Annotated in this window: 23 protein-coding genes; 11 read left to right on the top strand and 12 right to left on the bottom strand. The window is 58.2% G+C overall.

Going from position 1 to position 21,553, the window contains the following annotated elements:
- Positions 1 to 13 precede the first annotated feature (13 nt).
- Both AC1965_RS19500 and AC1965_RS19505 read left to right on the top strand, forming a co-directional pair.
- Positions 14 to 1,510, top strand: a complete 1,497-nt coding sequence (locus AC1965_RS19500) for a tripartite tricarboxylate transporter permease (RefSeq protein WP_483887253.1) — start codon at positions 14 to 16, stop codon at positions 1,508 to 1,510.
- On the top strand, positions 1,511 to 2,647 hold the full coding sequence (locus AC1965_RS19505) for an alpha-hydroxy acid oxidase (protein ID WP_483887254.1): 1,137 nt from the start codon (positions 1,511 to 1,513) through the stop codon (positions 2,645 to 2,647). It abuts the gene before it with no gap.
- A 64-nt stretch (positions 2,648 to 2,711) separates the two neighbouring features.
- On the opposite strand, the gene AC1965_RS19510 is transcribed toward AC1965_RS19505, so the two are convergent.
- The 5 genes from AC1965_RS19510 to AC1965_RS19530 form a co-directional block, all read right to left on the bottom strand.
- Positions 2,712 to 4,208 carry an aldehyde dehydrogenase family protein gene (locus AC1965_RS19510; RefSeq protein ID WP_483887350.1) on the bottom strand — a complete coding sequence of 499 codons (1,497 nt, stop codon included), beginning with the start codon at positions 4,206 to 4,208 and terminating at the stop codon, positions 2,712 to 2,714.
- Between the two features lie 80 nt (positions 4,209 to 4,288).
- The gene (locus AC1965_RS19515) at positions 4,289 to 4,705 is read right to left on the bottom strand and encodes a DUF1284 domain-containing protein (RefSeq protein WP_483887255.1); all 417 of its coding nucleotides are present in this window, start codon (positions 4,703 to 4,705) and stop codon (positions 4,289 to 4,291) included.
- On the bottom strand, positions 4,702 to 5,292 hold the full coding sequence (locus tag AC1965_RS19520) for a biotin transporter BioY (RefSeq protein WP_483887256.1): 591 nt from the start codon (positions 5,290 to 5,292) through the stop codon (positions 4,702 to 4,704). The genes AC1965_RS19515 and AC1965_RS19520 overlap by 4 nt, the downstream gene beginning before the upstream one ends.
- An 85-nt stretch (positions 5,293 to 5,377) precedes the next feature.
- Complete coding sequence (locus AC1965_RS19525) at positions 5,378 to 5,980, bottom strand: GntR family transcriptional regulator (protein WP_483887257.1); 603 nt, start codon at positions 5,978 to 5,980, stop codon at positions 5,378 to 5,380.
- 61 nt (positions 5,981 to 6,041) lie between these two features.
- The gene (locus AC1965_RS19530) at positions 6,042 to 7,079 is read right to left on the bottom strand and encodes a sodium:calcium antiporter (RefSeq protein WP_483887258.1); all 1,038 of its coding nucleotides are present in this window, start codon (positions 7,077 to 7,079) and stop codon (positions 6,042 to 6,044) included.
- An 81-nt stretch (positions 7,080 to 7,160) separates the two neighbouring features.
- On the opposite strand from AC1965_RS19530, the gene AC1965_RS19535 reads away from it, so the two are divergent.
- From AC1965_RS19535 to AC1965_RS19545, 3 genes are all read left to right on the top strand, one after another.
- The gene (locus tag AC1965_RS19535; protein ID WP_483887259.1) at positions 7,161 to 7,874 is read left to right on the top strand and encodes a VIT1/CCC1 transporter family protein; all 714 of its coding nucleotides are present in this window, start codon (positions 7,161 to 7,163) and stop codon (positions 7,872 to 7,874) included.
- Between the two features lie 179 nt (positions 7,875 to 8,053).
- Positions 8,054 to 8,899, top strand: a complete 846-nt coding sequence (locus tag AC1965_RS19540; RefSeq protein WP_483887260.1) for a universal stress protein — start codon at positions 8,054 to 8,056, stop codon at positions 8,897 to 8,899.
- Between the two features lie 16 nt (positions 8,900 to 8,915).
- Complete coding sequence (locus AC1965_RS19545) at positions 8,916 to 10,175, top strand: APC family permease (protein WP_483887261.1); 1,260 nt, start codon at positions 8,916 to 8,918, stop codon at positions 10,173 to 10,175.
- A gap of 41 nt (positions 10,176 to 10,216) precedes the next feature.
- Here the strand turns inward: AC1965_RS19545 and AC1965_RS19550 are convergent, their stop codons facing one another.
- From AC1965_RS19550 to AC1965_RS19565, 4 genes are all read right to left on the bottom strand, one after another.
- Entirely contained in the window at positions 10,217 to 10,747 is a 531-nt protein-coding gene (locus tag AC1965_RS19550; RefSeq protein ID WP_483887262.1) for a flavodoxin domain-containing protein, read from the bottom strand.
- Positions 10,748 to 10,944: 197 nt separating this feature from the next.
- Complete coding sequence (locus tag AC1965_RS19555) at positions 10,945 to 11,814, bottom strand: universal stress protein (protein WP_483887263.1); 870 nt, start codon at positions 11,812 to 11,814, stop codon at positions 10,945 to 10,947.
- 102 nt (positions 11,815 to 11,916) lie between these two features.
- Entirely contained in the window at positions 11,917 to 12,129 is a 213-nt protein-coding gene (locus AC1965_RS19560; RefSeq protein WP_483887264.1) for a YgaP family membrane protein, read from the bottom strand.
- Between the two features lie 75 nt (positions 12,130 to 12,204).
- Complete coding sequence (locus AC1965_RS19565) at positions 12,205 to 12,429, bottom strand: hypothetical protein (RefSeq protein WP_483887265.1); 225 nt, start codon at positions 12,427 to 12,429, stop codon at positions 12,205 to 12,207.
- 323 nt (positions 12,430 to 12,752) lie between these two features.
- On the opposite strand from AC1965_RS19565, the gene AC1965_RS19570 reads away from it, so the two are divergent.
- Positions 12,753 to 13,877 (top strand): site-2 protease family protein, encoded by a 1,125-nt coding sequence (locus tag AC1965_RS19570; protein ID WP_483887266.1) that lies wholly within the window; start codon positions 12,753 to 12,755, stop codon positions 13,875 to 13,877.
- Between the two features lie 25 nt (positions 13,878 to 13,902).
- Positions 13,903 to 15,435: a PAS domain S-box protein gene (locus AC1965_RS19575; RefSeq protein ID WP_483887267.1), complete on the top strand. Its 1,533-nt coding sequence runs from the start codon at positions 13,903 to 13,905 to the stop codon at positions 15,433 to 15,435.
- Here AC1965_RS19575 and AC1965_RS19580 read toward each other — a convergent pair.
- On the bottom strand, positions 15,411 to 16,169 hold the full coding sequence (locus tag AC1965_RS19580) for a response regulator (protein WP_483887268.1): 759 nt from the start codon (positions 16,167 to 16,169) through the stop codon (positions 15,411 to 15,413). The two genes, AC1965_RS19575 and AC1965_RS19580, sit on opposite strands and share 25 nt — an antisense overlap.
- Before the next feature lie 171 nt (positions 16,170 to 16,340).
- On the opposite strand from AC1965_RS19580, the gene AC1965_RS19585 reads away from it, so the two are divergent.
- On the top strand, positions 16,341 to 17,024 hold the full coding sequence (locus AC1965_RS19585; RefSeq protein ID WP_483887269.1) for a helix-turn-helix domain-containing protein: 684 nt from the start codon (positions 16,341 to 16,343) through the stop codon (positions 17,022 to 17,024).
- 52 nt (positions 17,025 to 17,076) lie between these two features.
- Here AC1965_RS19585 and AC1965_RS19590 read toward each other — a convergent pair whose 3' ends face one another.
- Positions 17,077 to 17,385 carry a type II toxin-antitoxin system RelE/ParE family toxin gene (locus AC1965_RS19590; protein WP_483887270.1) on the bottom strand — a complete coding sequence of 103 codons (309 nt, stop codon included), beginning with the start codon at positions 17,383 to 17,385 and terminating at the stop codon, positions 17,077 to 17,079.
- Positions 17,375 to 17,617: a type II toxin-antitoxin system ParD family antitoxin gene (locus tag AC1965_RS19595; protein WP_483887271.1), complete on the bottom strand. Its 243-nt coding sequence runs from the start codon at positions 17,615 to 17,617 to the stop codon at positions 17,375 to 17,377. The genes AC1965_RS19590 and AC1965_RS19595 overlap by 11 nt, the downstream gene beginning before the upstream one ends.
- Positions 17,618 to 18,021: 404 nt before the next feature.
- On the opposite strand from AC1965_RS19595, the gene repA reads away from it, so the two are divergent.
- The 3 genes from repA (at position 18,022) to repC (ending at position 21,474) form a co-directional block, all read left to right on the top strand.
- Complete coding sequence (gene repA / locus AC1965_RS19600; protein ID WP_483887272.1) at positions 18,022 to 19,197, top strand: plasmid partitioning protein RepA; 1,176 nt, start codon at positions 18,022 to 18,024, stop codon at positions 19,195 to 19,197.
- Complete coding sequence (gene repB, locus AC1965_RS19605; protein ID WP_483887273.1) at positions 19,197 to 20,162, top strand: plasmid partitioning protein RepB; 966 nt, start codon at positions 19,197 to 19,199, stop codon at positions 20,160 to 20,162. Before repA ends, repB begins: the two co-directional genes overlap by 1 nt.
- Before the next feature lie 178 nt (positions 20,163 to 20,340).
- A complete protein-coding gene (gene repC / locus AC1965_RS19610; protein ID WP_483887274.1) occupies positions 20,341 to 21,474 on the top strand; it encodes a plasmid replication protein RepC in 1,134 nt (377 codons plus the stop codon).
- Positions 21,475 to 21,553 lie beyond the last annotated feature (79 nt).

A 21,553-nucleotide genomic window follows, 5' to 3' on the forward strand; every position in this document is an offset into this window, starting at 1 on the left:
GACAAAAGGTTACATGATGATCGACGTCTATCTTCACGTCTTTACCGCCGGACTGTACTGGGTGTTTCTGGGCGCAGGCATCGGCATCCTGGTGGGGTCGATCCCCGGTCTGTCGGGTGCGATGATCATCGCGCTTGCCCTGCCCGCGACCTTTTACATGCCCGGCGATGACGCGCTCTTGTTGCTGATCTCGATGTACATCGGGGCCACGACGGGCGGGCTGATCAGCGCCACGCTGATGCAGATGCCCGGCTCTGAGGCGGCAATCATGACAACGCTTGACGGCTATCCGATGGCCGCCAAGGGGCAACCCGGCCGCGCGCTTGGGCTTGGGGTCGCGGCATCGTTCTTTGGCGGGGTTGTCGCCTGGGTTGTGCTGGCGCTGTTCTCGCCTGCCCTGTCAAAGGTCGCGGTGCGCTTTGGCCCCTATGAGATTTTCGCGATGACAGTGCTGGCGCTGACACTGATCGCCGCGGTATCGCGCGGCAGTCTGCTCAACGGGTTGCTGTCCGCCGCCCTTGGCGCTGCGATTTCGATGCCCGGCGTCGATCCGATTTCCGGCATGCTGCGGCTGACCTTTGACGTTCCGGGAATGGAAAACGGGCTGACCCTGCTGCCCGCCATCCTTGGTGTGCTTGTCCTTAGTCAGGTCCTAGTTGATTGCGAAATGCGGACAAGAAAGCTCAAGCGTGACCCGGCGGGTGGCACGCGCGTCAATTTCCGCCTGCGCGACTTTACCGACTATGCAGGCACCTATGTCCGGTCGTCGCTGATCGGCACATGGATCGGCATCCTGCCCGGCGTAGGCGGCACAACGGCGTCAATCGCCGCCTATTCGGTGGCCCGCGCCGCGTCGAAAACCCCCGAACGGTTTGGCCAGGGGGCCGAGGAAGGTGTGATCGCCGCCGAGACCGCTAATAACGCTGGCACCGTGGGGGCGCTGGTGCCGATGATCACGCTGGGTATCCCCGGTTCGGTGATCACCGCAATCCTGCTCGGCGCGATGGTTATTCACAATCTCAACCCCGGTCCGTTGCTGTTCGCACAGAACCCCGAGGTGGCGCATACGGTGATCGCCGGGGCGCTGGCAGGCAATATCGCGATGCTGGTGATCATGGTGGTCGCGACCCCCCTGCTCGCCCGGTTGATGTATGTAAACATCGCTTACCTGCTGCCCCCCATCGTGGTCTTTTGCGTGCTTGGTGCATTTTCCGTGTCGAACCGGATATTCGACGTTGGTGTCATGCTGGGGTTTGCGCTTGCCGGGTATCTGATGATCAAGGCCAAGGTGCCGCCCGGCCCGTTCATCATCGGCTACATACTGACGCCGATGGCCGAGGTGAACCTGCGCTCAGGTCTTGTGATCTACGATAACAGCTATCTGCCGCTGCTGACACGCCCGCTCTGCGCGGCCTTTCTGGTGGTTTCCGTGATCTCGATCCTCTGGTCCGTCTGGGGCGAGGTCGCGGCCTTTCGGCGGCACCGGAATTCTACCGAAAGGACGCTGTAAGTGACTACTGTTGACGTATCTATTGACCATTTCCAGAAGCGCGCCCGCCGACGCGTGCCGCGCCTGTTCTTTGATTTCGTCGACGGTGGTGCCGGACGCGAAAGCGCCCTGGCGCGCAACATCGCGCGCCTTAATGACATCCAAATGATCCCCCGCGCGCCGCGCGACATCGCTGACCGCACCAGCGCGGTCACGTTGTTCGGACAGGACTATGCCCTGCCGGTCGGGATTGCGCCAATCGGGCTTGCCAATATCCTCTGGCCGGGGATGGACCTGGCGCTGGCCAAGGCCGCGAGGGATGCCAATATCGCCTATGTCCAAAGTACCGCCTCCAGCTCACTGATTGAAGATATCGCACCGGCGGCAGGCGAGATGGGGTGGTTTCAACTGTACACCTCGAAAGACGACAGCATCACCGAAGACCTGCTAACCCGCGCCGAAACGGTGGGCTACCGCACGCTGGTCGTTACGGTTGATGTGGCACTGCCGGGCAAAAGGCGGCGCGATCTTGTCAACGGCTTTGCGCTCCCGATGAAGATGGGGCCAAAGTTCGCATCGCAATTGATAACCCGCCCCGCTTGGCTGCGGGCCTCGCTGGGTCAGCCGGTGCCGCGCATCGTCAACCTACAGCGGTATGCGCCTGCAACGGGGGCGCAGTCGCTGGCGGCTTTCATGGCGGCGCAGATTTCCCCGTCGGTCGACATGGATCAGATTTCCCGGCTGCGCGATCGCTGGAAAGGCCCGATGGTCGTCAAGGGCATCCTGCATCCGCAGGACGCCGAGATGTTGGCCGATCGCGGTGTCGACGGTGTCATCGTGTCGAACCACGGTGGCCGGCAGCTTGATTGCGCCATTGCCAGCATCGACGCCCTGCCCGCCGTGGTGCGCGCGGTCGGTACGCGCATGGAGGTGATGATGGACGGCGGCATCAGAACCGGCGAAGACATCGCCCGCGCTTTGGCACTTGGAGCGCGTTTCGTCTTTGCTGGTCGTGCGTTTCTGTATGGCATGGCAGCCACCGGGCGCGCCGATGCGGCGATTAACGTATTGGCAGATGAATTTGACAGGGCGCTGGGGCAGTTGGGATGCCGCCGCGTCAGTGATCTGTCTTCTGCACAGTGCCAGGGTGTTGGATGAAGGGCTTAGCGAGCCTGCCGAACGGCGCGAAATTTCCCCTCACTCATCAGCGCCGAGGCTGTCATCAGTCGGTCTGTATCCAAACCGCCTTGGTGTCGAGATAGGCCTGCAAGTGCTCGACCCCGCCTTCTTTGCCATAGCCTGACATCTTCAGACCTCCGAACGGCACGGCGGGGTCGATGGCATGGTACATATTGACCCAGACCGATCCGGCCTTGATCCGTTTGGTCATTTTATGCGCAGTGCTAAGGTCGCGGGTAAATATACCGGCGGCCAAACCATATTGCGTTGCATTGGCGCGCGCTGTGACTTCGTCCAACGTATCAAAGGGCAGCACTGACACCACCGGGCCAAAAATTTCTTCACGGGCGATTTTCATGTCGTCGTCAACATCAGCAAAGATTGCAGGCCGCAGAAAGTTGCCACCGTCATACCCAACACCCGAAGGCCGAGTACCCCCGGTGATCAATCGCGCGCCCTCCGCTTGCCCGGATGCAATATAGGCTTCGACCTTGCCTGCCTGCTGCGCGTTTATCAGCGGGCCAAGGTCGGTATCAGCATCCAGCCCATGCCCAATCTTGAGCGAGGTTGCAAATTCACACAGCCCCTGAATAAACTCGTCCTGAATTTCACGCGCGACAAACAGCCGTGACCCGGCGATGCAAATCTGGCCGGAATGGGCATAGACCGCCATCGCCGCGACCGGGATTGCCTTTGCTATGTCGGCATCCTTGCAGATGATCATGGGCGACTTGCCACCCAGCTCTAGGGTGATCCGCTTGAGGTTTTCAACGCCTGCGCGGGCAATGGTCTGCCCCGTTGCTGTTGACCCGGTAAAGACCACCTTGTTCACATCTGGATGCGCAGCAAGCCTTGCGCCTGCCTCAGCGCCAGTGCCTGTGACCACATTCACGACGCCGTCGGGCACGCCCGCCTCTTGCATCAGCTTGGCAATCAATAACGGTGTCAGTGGCGCTTCTTCTGATGGTTTCAATACCACGGTACAGCCGGTGGCCAGCGCCGGCGCAATTTTCCAGATCGCAGCCGCAGTTGGCGCGTTCCACGGGATGATCGCACCCACCACCCCCACAGGTTCGCGCGTGGTGTAAGAGATCATGGATTGGGACACTGAATTTTCAATGTAATCGCCGTGCAGCGCGGTGGCCTGCCCGGCGTAGAACCGCAGCATCCCGATCACGCGGCGTTTGTTGCCCAGGGTCCGGCTGATCGGCAGGCCCATATCAACCGTGTCGGAAACGCACAGCATCTCCCAATTCTTTTCCATCAGATCCGCGATGCGCAACAGCACTTCTTGCCGATCATAGGGCGTGAATTTTGACCATTGCCCTTCGAATGCACGGCGTGCTGCGGCAACCGCGATATCAACGTCCGCCGCGCCGCCGCGCGGGACCGTCGCCAGATGCCGTCCCGATGCGGGGTCAACAACGTCAATGACCTCGCCCGATTGGGCGGGGACAGATGCACCATCGATGAACATCGGACAGAACTGGCCAGTATAAAGCCCGTCCGCCATTTTTCGGGGATCAAAGGGTAAAGTCATTGCGGCCTCTTTCATGCGCTACATCATTCCTACCGATGAAACCCCGGTGTTCAAGGGCCGACGTCACAGAGCAAATGGGATCAAATCACAGTCTCTTGATACCCGCCTGTGGAAATCGCCGTGCAAATGTCGCCCCACTGGCAATCGCGACAGGCGGACCTGACCTGATCTTGGGCGAACGCCGCGCGCAGGCGGTTCAGCCTGTGTTTATCGAACGAAAGGGTTGCACCGACACATAGTTTCATCTGCAATATTCGGCCCACGTCGCGCGCCGCCTGTCGGTCGCGATCATGAATGCCTTTTTCTCCGCAATGGGCGTCGGTTTCCGCCAGACGCGGCGCACAGATATCATCTGGCCCTTCTATAATTTCGATATCCTCTCCGGCAGAGATGCGCCCCGCAATCACGGTCATATTGTCTGTGAAAGCGGGGCTGTACCCTTTGCCAATATAGGTCAGCAGGCAAAGAAGATGGTGCGCGCGCAGGCGTACGGTCATTCGGCGCTGTTTTTGGGATCGCGCGTCAATAACTTGAGCGTCATCGCGCCCAGACCGGACTTGAGGATGCCACCGATGATAAAGGGAACGACACCGGCCATGATGGCCTGTTCCACACCGATCAGCACGGCAAGCCATGCGGCCCCCAGAACCAGACAGATCGCGTTACCGATAAGCATGGCAAGAAACGACATCCAGACGCGCTGGCCGTTCCAGCCGCGTTCCGTCAACCAACCAACAATCATGCCTGCAACCGGAAAGCCAAAGAGATAGCCACCGGTTGCGCCCAGGAAATGTTGCGCGCCGCCAGCACCGCCCGCCAGAACCGGCAGCCCCAAAGCCCCCTCCGCCAACCAGGCGGCAATTGTGACGCCGCCCAAGCGCCACCCATACAAGGCACCGACAAGCATGACTGCAAAGGTCTGCATCGTGACAGGAACCGGGACCATCGGAACTTCGATATAAGATGACACTGTCAGAAAGAGAGTGCCGAAAAAGACAGCCACCACTTTCCACGGCAGGGAAAAACTCTGCACATCAAGGACTTGGTGACTGTTATGGACAACTGCCGTTGGGGATGAAGACATCTGGAACCTTTCAAGTATCTATTAAAATTTAAACCAGAATCACTGGATAAGTAAATTATAGATAGTTTGCAAGGCTGACCGAGTTTCACCCTCGGGACAGGTGCCGCCTCAAGATCGTAGAGGCAGATTTTTCGTCCCGCCGCTCCATAGCCAGAAGGATCGCCACGTGATCCTTGTCGGAGGTGCTGCGCCATGTTTCGCGCCATCTGGCATGAAACCTCTGTGCAGAAAGACGCTGAAGCTGTTCGATACGTCCCAGCAAAAGAGGTCGCGCACAGGGTTTTAGGATTTCAAAATGGAACTGCCGGTTCGCTTTTTCCCATGAAATCGGGTCTTTGGCATTGTCGCAGGCCAGCCGGAGGCGCTCCATCTCATGCAAGTCGGCGGGCGTAATTTCAGCAACCGCTTTCACCAACGCCAATGGCTCTAACGCCAGTCTCATCTCCAAAATGTCGTCTTGGTCTTTGTCAGTCAAAGAGAACGCCCTGACGCCGCGCTTGGGGATAAAGGTGGCAAGCTCCATCTGCACAAGGCGCTGAAGCGCCTCTCGGGCGGGGACGTGACTGCACTTGAACCGCTCGGCGATATGATCTTGCCCAAGCCGCGCACCCTGAGCGATGTCGCCCCGAATGATCTCTTCGGCAAGGACGTCAGCAATAGCAGCAGGTTTTATAGATAAATCAGACATGGTTATGATCTAACCTGAACCAGCCCATGGGAACAGGCCATTCTGTCCGATGGGACGCCGGTCACCGGGCATAATAATACGCGACAAGGCTGGCCAGAAAGGTCAGCAAGACAAGGATGGAATCCAGACCAAACACACCAATCCGCGGCTTGCGCCGCACGATCAGCCCGGTCAGGTAAATCGCCGTGACCGTCAGCCCAAACGCAAGGGCAAGGCTGACCGTGCGCGAGGTGTCCTGCAAAATCGGGCCGCCGCGAAATAATATATCGGCGGGAAAGACCAGCACCAACATGATCAGATTGCTGCCAAAGATGTTCGAAATAGCCATCGTATAGGCCCCGATACGCACCGCAGCGATACTGGTGGTCAGTTCAGGCAATGAGGTTGCTGCGGCCAGCAACGTGACACCGATAAACCCGGTGCCGAGGCCAGATTGATCCGCAATGCGGTCCGCAAACAGGACCAGCAACAGACCAAAAATCAAGATTGCAATGCACGCAGCTATGGCTTGCCAGATCAGACTGGTATTCGCTGCCTGCGCCAGCCCTGTCGGTGCCGGAAAGGCAAGCGGATCAGGATCGGGCAAATCCACTGGCACCCAATCGCTGCTGCCATCGTATCGGCGCAGCAACCAGATCGCGCCAACATAGATCACGGCGATGCAGACACTGCCAAGACCCACACCAGCCACCACAAACGTCTCGCCCAGATGCGTGACGACCAGCGCCACAGACAGCAACAAAACCAACAATGTCGCCTCAAGCGCATGGTTTGCCTTGCGGGGATAATTCGTAATCGGACCGCGCGCCCAGAAATCCGCCATCGCCAGCATCGCGGTCTGCAATGCGACGCCGCCAAAAAGGTTATTCAGCACCAGATCCCGCGACTGTTGAACCGCAGCCGTCAGGGTTGTGGCAACTTCGGGCAGCGACGTGGCCAGCGACAGCAACAACAGACCTACCAATGACTTCGCCAGCTTGAAACGATCTGCCAGCGTATCTGCCAAATAGGCCAGCCGCGCGCCCGCCACCCAGACGCACGCAGCGCTTAGAACAAATAGTACCAGGCTTTCGCTCAGGGACGTGACGGGAACCAGCATTCCCACGACCTACCGAATTTTAGCGCCCCCGCTTTGACTTGGCTCAACCCAGAGTGGCCGCCGGTCACCGAGGGTGCTTGCATGACACAAGATCACGGACACAGCCGCGATGAAATCGCCAAGCGCCTGTCGGTTGGCAGGCAAAACAGCAATCTCAAAGATATGATTTATGGCGCTATTGATGGGGCGGTCACGACCTTTGCCATTGTCGCCGGGGTCGAGGGCGCAGGGCTGCCGCACAGCATTATTGTGGCACTTGGGTTGGCCAATATTATCGCAGACGGGTTTTCAATGGCGGCCAGCAACTACTCCGGCACCAAGGCTGAACTGGATGACCGCAAGCGTATCGTTCAGATCGAAGAGCGTCATATCGCGCAGCACCCTGAGGGTGAATTGGAAGAACTGCGGCAAATCCTGCACTTGCGCGGCCTTTCAGGGGATCTGCTGGATCAGGCGACAGATGCGATATCGAAAAATCGCGTTAACTGGATCAATCTGATGCTGACGGACGAATACGGGCTCGCGCGCGACAACCCCGAACCGATGCGTGCCGCGGTTGCCACCTTTACGGCCTTTCTGGCAGCCGGTGCGGTGCCGTTGCTGCCGTTCCTGTTGGGGCTGCCCCATGCGTTCACCACAGCCATCGTAGCGACACTGCTGACCTTTTTCGCGATCGGCGCCGCGAAAAGCCATTGGTCACTTGCAAAATGGTGGCGCTCTGGTGCTGAAACACTTTTGATCGGGGGCGTTGCCGCGCTGCTGGCCTACGGGGTCGGCGGGCTATTTCATCCGTGACGGCGGGTTAAACACCGCAGCTTTCCGGCCCTCGAAATTGCAGCGCCGACGTCTGCTCACCTTTGGTAAATTACGCGCCGCAGTTGATCTTGGTCAGTTGGGGCGGCCCGCGAACGTGCCAGCCTGCACCAGACCGCCCCAGCTTTTGATTTGGGCAGACCCTAGAACTGGAGAGCAACATGAACCGCCGGACAATTTTATATGTGATGGACACAGACACCCCAGATACCCAGATCAGTGATGCCGCTAACGCCGCCGCTCAACGCCAGGATCATCTGATTTGTCTGCTTTTGGGTGCCTCCCCCGCCTTGCCGCTATACGCTTACGGCGGGTCGCCCTATGGCAGCATGACCATACCGGACGGTTGGACAGAACGTGTCGCCGAAGCGGAGCAATTGCAGCAAGATCGCAGTCAGGCTGTCGAGACCATTCTGGCCAAGAGCAACACATCAGGGGATGTGTATTCTACCATGTGTGTCACCATGGACGTCAAAAATCATGTTGCGCGGGCCGCACGTGTCAGCGACGAGGCGTTTTTCGCCGCAAATCTACGCGCAACCCCCGACGTTCTGCGCGAAGCAGCATCAGGCATCCTGTTCCATTCGCCAATTGGCTTTCGGATCAACGGATCGCTTTCCCAAGACATCAACAGGGTCTTTGTCGCCTGGGACAGCAGCGAAGCGGTTGTATCCGCCGTACACGCCGCCCTGCCCTACCTGAAAGAAGCCCAAGAAGTGGTTATTGCCTGTATTGATCCCGTCAGAACCGCAGAGCGCGATGGCCAGGACCCCGGTACAGATGTTGCCGCATGGCTTAGCCATCATGGGTGCAGCGTGACCGTGTCGCAGTTTCCCAGCGGCGGGCTTGAACTCGGAAAATGCATTCAGGACCGCGCGCAGGAATTTGGTGCCGATCTCGTCGTCATGGGCGCTTATGGCCATGCGCGGATGCTTCAGACTGTGCTCGGCGGCACGACACGGTCGATGATCGAACAAAAGGCGTTACCGGTATTTTTTGCCCATTAAGGCGCAGGCAAGCACCATGACGGATAACGTCCAGCCTCCCGCCCCCTGGCAAGACACATCACCCCCAACGCTGCTGCGCGCCATCACACTGCCGCTTTTGGTGTTTTATGGCTTGGGCGTTACCATCGGCGCCGGCATCTATGTCCTTGTCGGCACCACCGCCGCCCAAGCGGGGATATATGCGCCAGCGTCGTTTTTGCTGGCCGCCATTGTCATGCTGTTCAGCGCAGGCAGTTTCAGTGAATTGTCTGGCCGTTTCCCGCAAAGCGCCGGAGAGGCCGCCTATGTCGAAGCTGCCTTCACCCGGCCGTCGCTGACAGTCATCACAGGCGCGCTGATGCTTCTGGCCGCGACGGTGTCGGCATCCGCAATTGCCATTGGCTGCGCGGGCTACGTCGCCACGCTCTTGCCGGTGCCGCTGTGGTTAATCATTCTGATGACCGTCGGTTTTTCCGGCCTGGTCGCCGCCTGGGGCATCGTTGAATCGGTCAAATTTGCAGCGGCCCTGACCATTGTCGAAGTCAGCGGATTGATCATCGTTGTCATCGCGGGGATATGGCACCAGCCAGATATCATTCGCGCCTTGCCGACCGTTTTGCCTGCGCCCACAGATATCCCTGCCGTGACGGCGGTCGCCTTGACCAGCCTGCTCGCGTTCTTTGCGTTTATTGGGTTCGACGGCATGGTCAACATTATCGAAGAAACCGAAAACCCCGCGCGCAACATGCCGCTGGGTATTTTCATCACGCTCACTATCGCGACACTGCTCTACTTCTCGGTCGCGGCGGTGGCGGTGTTGCTCCTCCCGCTTGAGGAATTGGGTAATTCAACTGCGCCAATCAGCCTGCTGTTTGAAAGGTTAACGGGGATATCCCCGATCGCGATCACAGTTATCGCGATTGGTGCAACCTTGAACGGGGTCGTTATTCAGACCATTCTGGCCTCGCGGATCATCTATGGCATGGCAAATGTGGGTCGCCTGCCCAAGGGCCTGGCAAAGCTGAACCTGCGCACGCGCACACCGCTGCGTGCCACGGTGCTTGTGACGCTTTGTACCCTGATCTTTGCCCTGTTTTTCCCGATCTCCGTTCTGGCCGAGCGTACAAGTCAGATTGTTCTGGTCGTGTTCATTCTGATCAACCTGTCACTGTTACGGATAAAATGGCGCGGCGATGCTGCGCCTGATGGGATATTCATGGTACCTGCCATTGTCCCCATCGTGGGCTTGGTGACCTGCTGTGCCATGCTGCTGGGGCCGATTTTCATTGCGGGCTGATGTGTCGTCGCCCCCGCAGCGGCGTACACATATCCAACGCGCTAGGACGGCAACTGCGCAAATTGATCAAGTTCGGCTCCCAGTGCATCCCAATCCGTAAATTCACACACGCCATCTACGAGATCGACATCCCGATCACCCAACACCACATGTCGAATGATCTGGCTTTCGAAATAGCCGTAACTGCTGGTCCGCACCGCGCCCGCGACCAACATCTCTCTGTCGGGGTCAAACCCCGTCCGCATCTTCATTTCTATCAGGTAATCCTGCGCCTCCTCGCGGCCTTCGGGAAACGCGGCTTTCAGGCTGACCGAGATCAACAAAGTCTGAAACGCCTTCAGTTCATTCCGGCTTGCTGTGACAAATACCTCAAACCCTTTGGGGTGCCGTCGCTCATGGACCGGGGCCGCCAGCACAACCTTGTCGATGCCGTCAAAGGTGACAGATGCCAGTCGATCCGCCGCGTTGAAAAATCGCACACCATGACCTGCGGCGCGCAACCGTTCCGCCACAAACTCTGAAATCTTCTGCGTCTGACCTTCGACAGTCTCGAAAACAATCAAGAACTCCATCTTTGCCTCCCTTTGAACACCCGACCAAATTGGCGTGATACCAGTTCAGAACAGGCAATCTTCGCGGATAGCTTAAGGCGCTTTGTCCTGTCGAAGTTTGTTTTGGATCAACATCGACGCGTTAAAAGGCTCTCCCCCGGACGGATCGGATGCGGCGCAGCCCAAGCATGAGGCCAGGCATGAGGAACGCCCAAAACTTAAGGAACGATCAACGTCGGGATGCGTGGTTCTTTCAGAACCGCTTCGGTCAGGCTGCCATATATCAGGTTATGCGCGCGCGTATGGGTAACGCCGCCAAGGCACAGCAAATCACATTTCAAATCAAGCGCTTTGGAAAGTATGGCGTCATGTGCCCGCCAGGCGCTGCCAACCAAATGGTGAACATCGGCGTCAATACCATGCAGTCGAAGGTAGGCCGACAATGCGGCAGAACTGTCCTGCAACGCATAGTCATCCGCAGCTTCGCAGCACAGAATCTCAACCTGATCCGCGCCTTTCAAAAACGGCAACGCGCCCATGACACCACGGGCGGATGCCGCCGTATCGTTCCACGCAATCGCGATGTGACGACACGGTGCATCTGTCTGTCCGGGTGGCACAACAAAGATGGGCCGTGCCGTGCGGCGCAGCGCCGCATCAAGGACTGGCCGAGAAGCCTCGCGCCAATGGGCTTCGGAATTGGCGATTACGATCAGGTCTGCAAGGCGGCCATAGGCGCCAACCGTCTCGCTGACGTCCCCAATTCGTTCAACAAATTTCGCGCGTTTCCTTTGCGGCTTTTCCACCGCTTCCAACGCGACATTGTAACTTGCCTCTGCGTGCTGATACCGCACGCCCGCCTGCCGCTCGATGGCAGCAAATAGCGCGTCCATTCCGTAATCCGGCAACCAATCGGCCCAGATCGTCCCTTCCGTGCTTGGCGGTTCCGACACATAGAGAACGTCCACTTCGGCCGTAAATCTTCGCGATAATGCAAACCCTGCTGCCAGGGCTGACGCATCCAGGCTTTGCGGGTCCGACACCGCGTGATGGCCACTGACCGGGACCAGGATTTTACGAACGGTCATTTTTTGAACCTCGCCCTTTATCCGTTGCGAAATTGCGCTGATATGAACATGCAGCAGCGTCCGACCTTTGCGGGGCTGCCGCTTGCCCCGGTTTTCAGGCGCTTACCGTCGGCAGGTGGACGCACCAAGCGCGCGGTAAAGCGGACAGAACCGCAAGAACGCGGTGGCCACGAGCACGATGCCAATAAGGACGCAGACCACGGCGGCAGGCAGGCTGAGGGCGATGCCAAAGACATCGGAAACCGGTGCCAGTATCAAAGCCGTGCCAAGCACAAAACGGATGACCCTATCTGCTGCGCCTACGTTGATATTCATTGTGATTTTCCCTTCAAATGTGCCGATATTTCTCTAGCTGGTAAAGTGTCTGTCGCGCGGTCACGCCGCATCAGTTCATGCATCCCGCCCAGTGCGCGACAGCAGGTCAGTGATCCGTTTGGAATAGGCCTGAAAGATCATCCCGCGAAACTCCGGCGATGACGCCAACAGCGTCTCCACAGACGTCCCGGGCATATGTCCCTGATCGCCCTGCCGCACCTGTCTGCACCACTGTGCAAGGTCATGCTGCAAACCCTCCGTCACATCAGGCGGGTCGATAAAATCACAGGTTCTAGCCACGGCACTCGCTCCGGTTATGTATCCAAGGCAGTCTACGCCGGGTCAGCGGGGCAGAGTTGATCCCGATCAATCACGCATTTTCGGGGCATGTGATGACCAAGTCCTGTCGTGGCGAAACCACCGCGGGGGGGGGGGCGCCTTGGCCCCGTCGCGGGCAATCCCCCGGCCGGGGGCGTTTGATATCGCTCAACCCAACGCCGCTTAAATTCAGTTTCATAACTCGCATGCACGTCCAAACCGCTGCGCGCGCCAGGGCAGGCTGCCTGTGTCTGCCGTGATCAGATCATGCACTGGCACTGACGCACCAAGACGAGGAGAACAGCATGTGGGGGAATTCCCTGAAAATCGCGCGACTTCAGGGCTTTGACATAAAAGTCGATGCAAGTTGGCTGTTGATTGCAGCGCTGATCGTCTGGAGCCTTGCGACCGCCTATTTCCCGACCCAGATGCCCGACGCCCTGATGCCGACGCTCTTAGTGATGGCGGTGGGGGCCATGCTGGGGCTTTTCGCCTCCCTCATCCTGCACGAATTGGCCCATGCCGTTGTTGCGCGGCGATTCGGGCTGCAAGTTTCCGGCATCACCCTGTTTCTGTTTGGCGGCGTGGCCGAGTTGCAGTCCGAACCCCTGAGCGGCAAAACCGAATTCTGGATTGCCATCGCGGGGCCGGTCGCCAGTCTGTGCCTTGCGCTGGCCTTTTGGGTTTGTGCACATCTGGCCAACCTCTTGGGGGCCCCTGCCCCGCTGGGCGCGGTCGTGTCATATCTGGCACTGCTCAATCTGGTGCTGGCGCTGTTCAATCTATTGCCCGCCTTCCCTATGGATGGTGGCCGTGTCCTGCGCGCCTGGATGTGGGCGCGGTCTGGCGATCTGCTGTCCGCGACACGGCGCGCCGTCACAATCTCCACGGCCTTTGCCTATGGGCTTATGGCGCTGGGTCTTTACGCCGCATTTTCGGGGGCCATCGCGGGGGGGCTATGGCCGGTTCTGATTGGCCTGTTCCTGTTGGCCGCCTCGCGGTCCGCCCTCGTCGGGCTTGAGACCGAAGTCGCCTTGGATGGCCGCAGCGTTGCAAACCTGATGACACCCAACCCCAGAACCGTAGACCCCGATCTGTCGCTGTCGGCATTGGTCAACCAGGTCTTTCTGAAATATGCGATCAGCTTTATCCCCGTGGTCGAAAACGGTGTTCTGCTGGGCTATGTCGATACAAAGATCGTGCAAAAGATTGATCGCGAACACTGGACCACAACCAAGGTCGAAGACGTTGTTGAAAACAGCAGCGATGACAACACGGTCGCCCACGATATGACCGCAATGGACCTGATGAAACAAATCGCAAAAACCGGACGACGCAAGTTCCTTGTTGTCGACGGATGTGGACTTGTTGGCGTGATTTCCCTGTCGGATATGATAGCTGTGTTAAATGTTTCGAAAGATATCAGCTGAATATCGGTAAAGGTGACAGGCTTCTATGAAGATTGATGACAACGGCGCTGTTCTTCTTGCCCTGCTCGACGCGGCAGTCGATGCCATTATCGTGGCAGATCATGCCGGCACGATAATGCGCCTCAACACCGCTGCGGCGGGTCTTTTTGGCCATTCCGTCGACGCGCTGATCGGCGAAAATGTCCGCGTCCTGATGCCCGGTGACATGGCGGCACGCCATGATGGGTTTCTGCGGCATCACCTTGAAACCGGCGAAAAGCGGATCATCGGCATCGGCCGCGATGTCGAAGGGCTGCACGCCGATGGCTCCGTTTTGCCCCTGCATCTTTCCGTGGGGCGCGCCGATATTGACGGCGAGGTGGCATTTGTCGGAATTCTGCACAATCTGGCCCGCCGTAAAGCAGCCGAAGAGGCGACAGCCCGGTCTCAGCGCATGGATGCCATCGGCCAGATGACTGGCGGCATCGCCCATGATTTCAACAACCTGCTTACCGTTGTGATCGGCAATCTTGAACTTCTTGAAATGGAAGACACGTCTGAAAAATGCCGCGCGTTGATCACCGATGCATTGGAAGCCGCCGAAGTCGGCGCGGACCTGACATCGCGCCTGATGGTATTTGCCCGCAAAAGCGCCCTGAAATCAGACCTGATCGCGCTGAACGATGAGGTCACCAAAGCCGTGACAATGCTAAAGCGCACAATCGGCGCGCATATCAGCGTGGATACGAAATTCGATCAAGACCTATGGCCGACACGCGCGGACGCCACGCAGTTGCAAACGGCGGTTTTGAACCTTGGGCTTAATGCGCAGGACGCCATGCCGGGCGGCGGCAATATCTCTTTCGAAACGCGCAACATCATTCTGGATGACACCTATGTCGCCCAAGAGATTGGCATCGAGACCGGCCAGTATATCCGTCTGTCGATCAGCGACACCGGCGAAGGCATGTCGAGCGAAACCAGAGCCCATGCAATGGAGCCCTTCTATACCACCAAACCGATTGGCGAAGGGACGGGCCTTGGCCTGTCGATGGTTTATGGTTTTATCAAACAATCCGGCGGACATATCGCAATCTACAGCGAAATCGGACAGGGGACGACGGTTAACCTGTATTTCCCTGCCTTGACGGACGAAATTGCAGCCTTGGCGCCGACCAGCGACGGTACCGAGGAATATCAGGGGATCGGTCAAGGCAGGCTGATCCTTGTGGTCGAAGACGATCCGCGTGTCATGCGACTGACTGAAACGCGGCTGTTGGCCTTTGGATTTCGATGCGTCACCGCAACGACCGGCGACGCGGCGTGGCATATCCTCAGGGACCGTGACGACATAACCGTGGTGTTCACCGACCTTGTGATGCCCGGCCAGATGTCAGGCCATGATCTTGCCCAACGTATCGCCGCCGAAAAACCGGATGTTCGCGTATTGATGACCTCGGGGTTTTCCGAAACCGTGCTGCGCGGCGGCCGCATTGGGGCCGAGTTTGCGATCCTGCGCAAACCGTATCGACAGGCGGACCTGGCGCAGGCGCTTCAGGCGGTGCTGGACGACGGATAATCCTGATCAACAGCGCTTTCGGTCAAGATATACCCGATGCCGCGCACCGTCTTGATCAACAGCGGGCGCGCGGGATCACGCTCGATCTTTTTGCGCAGACGCGCGACCTGATTGTCGATGGTGCGATCCAGCGGCGCCCAGTCCTGCCCGTCGATCAGATCCATCAGCCGATCCCGCGACAGCGGTTTTTTGGCATTGTTAAGAAACGCCGCCAAAAGTTTGAAATCAGCGGTCGTCAGATCACAGTCCTGCCCGTCCCTGTCCACCAGCAGCATCCGGTCTAGTCCAATTTTCAGCCCATCAAGGGCCAGCCATGAATCATCTGATTTGCCAAGGCTCGGGGGCGCCGCTTCAACAGGCATCCGCCGTTCGCTCCGGCGCAACACAGAATGGACACGCGCCAGGACTTCCCGAACGTGGAAAGGTTTTGTCAGATAGTCGTCCGCGCCCAGCTCCAGCCCGACAACACGGTCAATTACATCGTCCTTACCCGTCACCATAATGATCGGAATATCGTGACTGCGGCGAATTTCACGCGCAATATCAAGGCCGTCATCCGCGCCGAGGTTCAGATCCAGCGTCACCAGATCGGGTAGGCCTTCGGCAAATGCCGCCCGCACGGTCTCGGCGCTTAATGCTTCGACCACGCGATAGCCATCCCCTTCCAGACAGCGCCGGAGAAGGGTTCGAATTTTGGCGTCGTCATCGACGACAAGGATTCTTTGCTGGCCCATGTTCATATTCTGCTGTCGATACCACCTACATAAGTCGAAAACGCAATCGTGACCACCCGCCGAAGTAGTATGCGTGGCACGATACAAACCGATACAAATCATTACACGGATACCAGTCTCCCTGCGACGCATCTTTGGGAATGTGATCGCGACCTGAATGGGGGATGTCACATGTACGTAACACTAACACCTGCACCAACTGCCCGGGCTGAAATGTCCGACCCGGCCCTGCATCTGCGGGCCCCCGCGCCACAGGTCAACCAAAGGCGCCACAACGCGGGCACGCATCTGTTCCGCGAAGGTGACGATGCGCGCCATGTTTACGAGGTGAAATCTGGCATTCTGCGTCTGACGCGTGTCCTGGAAAACGGACGGCGTCAGGTTATCGCATTTGGCCTGCCGGGTGATATCGTCGGGTTTCCGAATGGGGAACATCACCACACCGATTGTGACGTGATCGCAACCGCCGAGATTATTGCACATCAGCGCCATGCGCTTGAAACCGGCGAAGGCGATCTTGCGACGCACCAGCGGCTGTTGCGTGCCGCGCTGCGTGAAATCAGTGCCATGCAAGACCACTTCATGATGCTTGCCCGCAAATCGGCCCTCGAAAAAGTTGCCTCGTTTCTGATTGTCCTGTCGCAGCGCACCGGAACGCCGATCGGCAATTTCAGCACCGTCTCACTGCCGATGAGCCGTGCAGACATTGCGGATTTTCTGGGTCTCACCATCGAGACCGTCAGCCGCACACTGACCCTGTTGCGAAAGAATGGCACGATTGTACTGGAAACGCCGCAAACCGTCCTGATCCGCGACATGCAGGGGTTGATCGAAGCCTCACAAGCGGACACCTAACCGGCCGGCGTGACCGGCCTCCCTGCCCCGTCGGGCCGGTCTGTACCTGTCCTTACGGCTCCAGCAGAAATGCTGTCAGGTTCTGGGCCGCATGTAACGCACGAATAATCTCTATGTTTTCGTCGCTCGTCCGATAGATCACCAGATGCGCACCGGTCGGATGAATCCGGACAGGCGGCGTAAATTCTGCGCGTGTGCGGGCCATTTCAGGAAAATCAGCAAGCAGGTCAAAAACGGCGAACAACCCGTCGGCATAACGATCAGCCTGATCAACGCCCCAGTTGGCAGCCCCAAAACGCCATATGTCGGCAAGATCGGACTGCGCGGCGGGGCGAAGCGTCCATCGACCGCTATTTGGCATATCGCGCGCGCATCTCGGCTTTGAATGCGTCACGGTCCAGTGGTGCCGCGGGTCCGCTGGCCATCCCTGCGTCAACAGACGCCTGAATTTCTGCGACGGCTTCCTGACGTGCATGGTCCCGCCGGATCAGATCGCGGACATAATCGCTCGAGTTGGCATAGCGCCCCGATTTGGCCTGATCTTCGACCCAGGATTTCATCGGATCAGGCAGCGAGATATTCATGGTGACCATTGCGGGGCTCCTTCCCGCTGAAACTATGGCAAACTTTGCCAAAAATCAAGTCTGGGAGATGCAGCCCTACGCCCCGATCCGATTTCCCAATTAACGAGTCACCAACGGCCAAAGCATCAAGTGATTCTCTTAACCCTAGGATATGCGGCTCTAATAAGGCCGTTAGTCTCGATCACTTCCCAGCACAACGTCTGACGGGAAAGTCCAGCCAAGAACGTGAAACCAAGTAAAACCAAAGGCTTATATGATTTCTAGTATCAACTTCCCGCATAACCCCTCCATCTGGTATAAACCGTAAACCCCCGCTGGAACCAAGAATCTGTTGCAAGCTTCAACATATTTGCATTAAGTAACGGAAAGAAAAGCGCTACCGAATAATAGCGTTACTGAGAGCGAGGGCAGATGTGACAGATACCGTCCACATCAACACACGGATCCGCCGTAACGCGGAGACGCTGGCGGCGGCGTTGGAAACGCATATGCTAAAGGTCTTTGCGCCGGATGCACGCAAGGAATTGCGGCGTTTTTCGGCTGGCGAAGCTGCGGAACTGCTGGGGATCTCTACAAGCTTCCTGCGCAAGCTGCATTTCGAAGGGAAAGTTCCCGAGGTCCATACCTCCCCAGGCGGGCGCAGGCACTATTCCGCAGAAAACCTACGCGATTTCCGGCGTATTCTCGAAGCGACGGCAAAATCCAAGGGCGCTTATCAGCGCGGACGGCGGCCGGGGGACAAGTTGCAGGTCCTGTCCTTTCTCAACTTTAAAGGCGGCAGCGGCAAGACAACCAGCGCAATTCATGCCGCACAGCGTCTCGCGTTGAAAGGCTACCGCGTTCTGTGTGTCGACATCGACCCACAAGCGTCTCTAACAACGCTGTTTGGCTATCGGCCCGAGTATGACTTCCTCAACTCCGGCACGATCTATGACGCCATAAGGTACGACGACCCCCTGCCCCTCTCTGAGGTGATCCAGACCACCTATTTCACCGGCATTGATCTGGCGCCGGGCGGGTTGATGTTGCAGGAATTTGAACATGAAACCCCACAGGCGCTGATGAACCATACGCAGCCGCCGTTTTTTGCCCGGCTCGCCGCCTGTCTGCAAGATGTGGAACAGGATTACGATGTGGTAATCTTTGATTGCCCGCCGCAGCTTGGCTATTTGACGATGTCGGCGCTCTGTGCGTCGACCGGGGTGCTGATCACAGTGGTGCCCAATATGCTTGACGTCGCCTCGATGTCGCAGTTCCTGCAAATGAGCGCAGATTTGCTCGATGTAGTCTCTAACGCCGGGGCTAGTATGGAATTTGACTTCCTGCGGTTCCTGATCAACCGATACGAGCCCAACGACGGGCCACAGCAACAGGTGCTGTCGTTCCTGCGGCAATTGTTCAGCGATGAGGTCATGGTGGCGTCGATGCTGAAATCAACTGCGATTTCCGATGCGGGGCTGACACATCAGACGATCTACGAGGTCGACCGGTCACAGTTCCACCGCAACACCTACGACCGCGCGGTCGATTCACTCAATCTTGTCAATGATGAGATCGAGTCCATGATTCAGAAAGCATGGGGGCGCTAATGGCACGCAAGGGCATTTTATCAACGAACACGGACGGCACCGCACCGGCGGCGGAACGGCAAAGGCCCCCGTCAACCATGATGCCGCGTGGCGCTGTGGGGGCCTTGCAATCCTCGCTGACCCGGTTGCAGGAAAACGCGGTTCAGGAACTGGACGCCGCCCTCATCGACATGGCCGGGGTCGAGGACCGTCTTGGCATCGACAGCCAGGCGCAGCGCCAGCTGGAAAGCAGCATGCGCACCTACGGCCAGCAGGTGCCGGTTCTGGTGCGCCCGCACCGGACCAAACCGGGGCGCTATGAAATCGTCTATGGCAGAAGACGCCTTAACGCATTAAAAACACTTGGCCTTCCGGTCAAGGCGATGGTGCGGCAACTGGATGATCACGCGCTGGTCATGGCCCAGGGTCAGGAAAACACATCGCGGCAGGATCTGTCGTTTATCGAAAAAGCCAGCTTTGCCGCCCAGCTCGACGCGGCAGGCCACGAACGGCAGACAATCGCGGACGCGCTGTCGATCGACCTGCCCATGGTCAGCCGGATGCTAAAGGTCGGCGTGGCCTTTGATCTGCCATTCCTGCGGCAGATCGGATCAGCCCCTGGTATCGGGCGGGACCGCTGGATGGCGCTGGCAAAGCTGTGCCAGGATGCCCCGGCGAAATCCCGTGTCGCGACGTTCATGAACCGGCCAGAGTTCTGCGCCCTGGATTCGGACGGCCGTTTCGAGGCGGTGTTCGAGCGGGCCAGCCGCAAACCCGAAAAAAAGGCCCCTGCCCCTGCCGCCGCCAAGCCGCGAACCCTGCGCAGCAGCGATGGCAAGGCGCTGGCCGACATTCGCAGCAACACACGTGGTGTCACCCTGAACGTCCCTGCGCGGACATCTGAAGGATTTGACACTTGGCTCGACGCACATGCCGAAGAGCTGCTGCAAGAGATTCACGACCGCTGGCAAAAGTCCAAGGCGTGAGACATTGAGGAAGTAACAACAGGAGGCACTACAGGACCACAAAAGAAAAGCCCCCCAGGATAGATCCCGGAAGGCCCTTCTCAAACTTTGCACCTTCGAGATAGCCCCAAAGATCTGCCGATGTCAACTCTACCCAATGGGCTAGGGCCGGTATTTTGTTGTCTTTCGTGAAATCAGTATGGAAAAAGCGACCCGTACGTCCCTTGGGCGACCCAAGAAGGCTGTCCCGCACGCAGCAATTGAACCACAAGACGGCCCCGACAAATGGCGGCTCCTCGACCGGCTGACAATCGCGGCGGAAGAATTTGAGATGTCGCACCGTACGCTGACCGTTCTCAAGGCGCTTCTGACGTTCCTGCCGACGCGCCACATTCCACAGGGTCCTGCCGCGATCGTCTTTGCCTCCAACGCGCGGATTTCCGAACGCCTGCACGGTATGCCAGAAAGCACGCTGCGGCGGCATCTGACCGTGCTGGTGCGCGCCGGTATCATGACGCGGCACGATAGCCCCAACCGGAAACGCTTTGCCCGCAACCACGGTGATGCGATCGCCTTGGCCTTTGGCTTTGATCTGACGCCGCTGAGGGTCCAAGCCGAGGTGATCACGGCTGCCGCCGCTCAGGCTCAGACACGCGCAGCAGTGCTTCAGGCGCGGCGCGACCGGATACTGATGCTGCGGCAAGAGTTGATCCGCCAGGGCATCGCGACACCGCTGCTGGAAGAGGTCAACCTTATGCTGCGCCGCAAGCCCGACGAGGCGGCGATGCGCGCGATGGAAAACCGTCTGGATAACATGCTGGAAGGGCAGGGAGCCCTGGCCCTCACACCAGCAGATATGAGCGCCAGTGACACCCAAAATGAGCGGCACATACAGGATTCAATTAAATCTGATTATGACTCTGAAAGGCAGAACATTGGCATCATCGATGGATCGGCACCGGCTGACAATCCACCCATGAAGACGCCAAAGAGAGATCAGGATGTCACATTGGCGCAGGTGCTTGGATGCTGCACAGAATTCCGGTCCTACTTTCCGTCAGCCCTGAACAACTGGCGCGATCTGGTGCAGATTAGCGATCAGGTGGCACCGATGCTTGGGATAGATCAGCCTGTGATCGCAGAGGCCAAGCGCATCATGGGTCTGGAGGCCGCAGCGGTTACCGTGTTATGCCTGCTGGAGAAGGCACCAACCATTCGAAGCCCGGGCGCGTATCTTAGACGGCTGACACAAATGGCGAGGGCAGGGGGGTTTTCACTGTCTCCGATGCTGGCGGCGCTTGGAAATCGGCATAATTGTCAGCTGACAATTTGAAAAGATGTTTATTTTCAATCAGTTGTCGTTATGCTCGGGTGGTTTTCTGTAGGATAGTAACGCATTTGAGGTGTTTCGA

Source organism: Sulfitobacter sp. KMM 9851 (genome assembly GCF_057178245.1).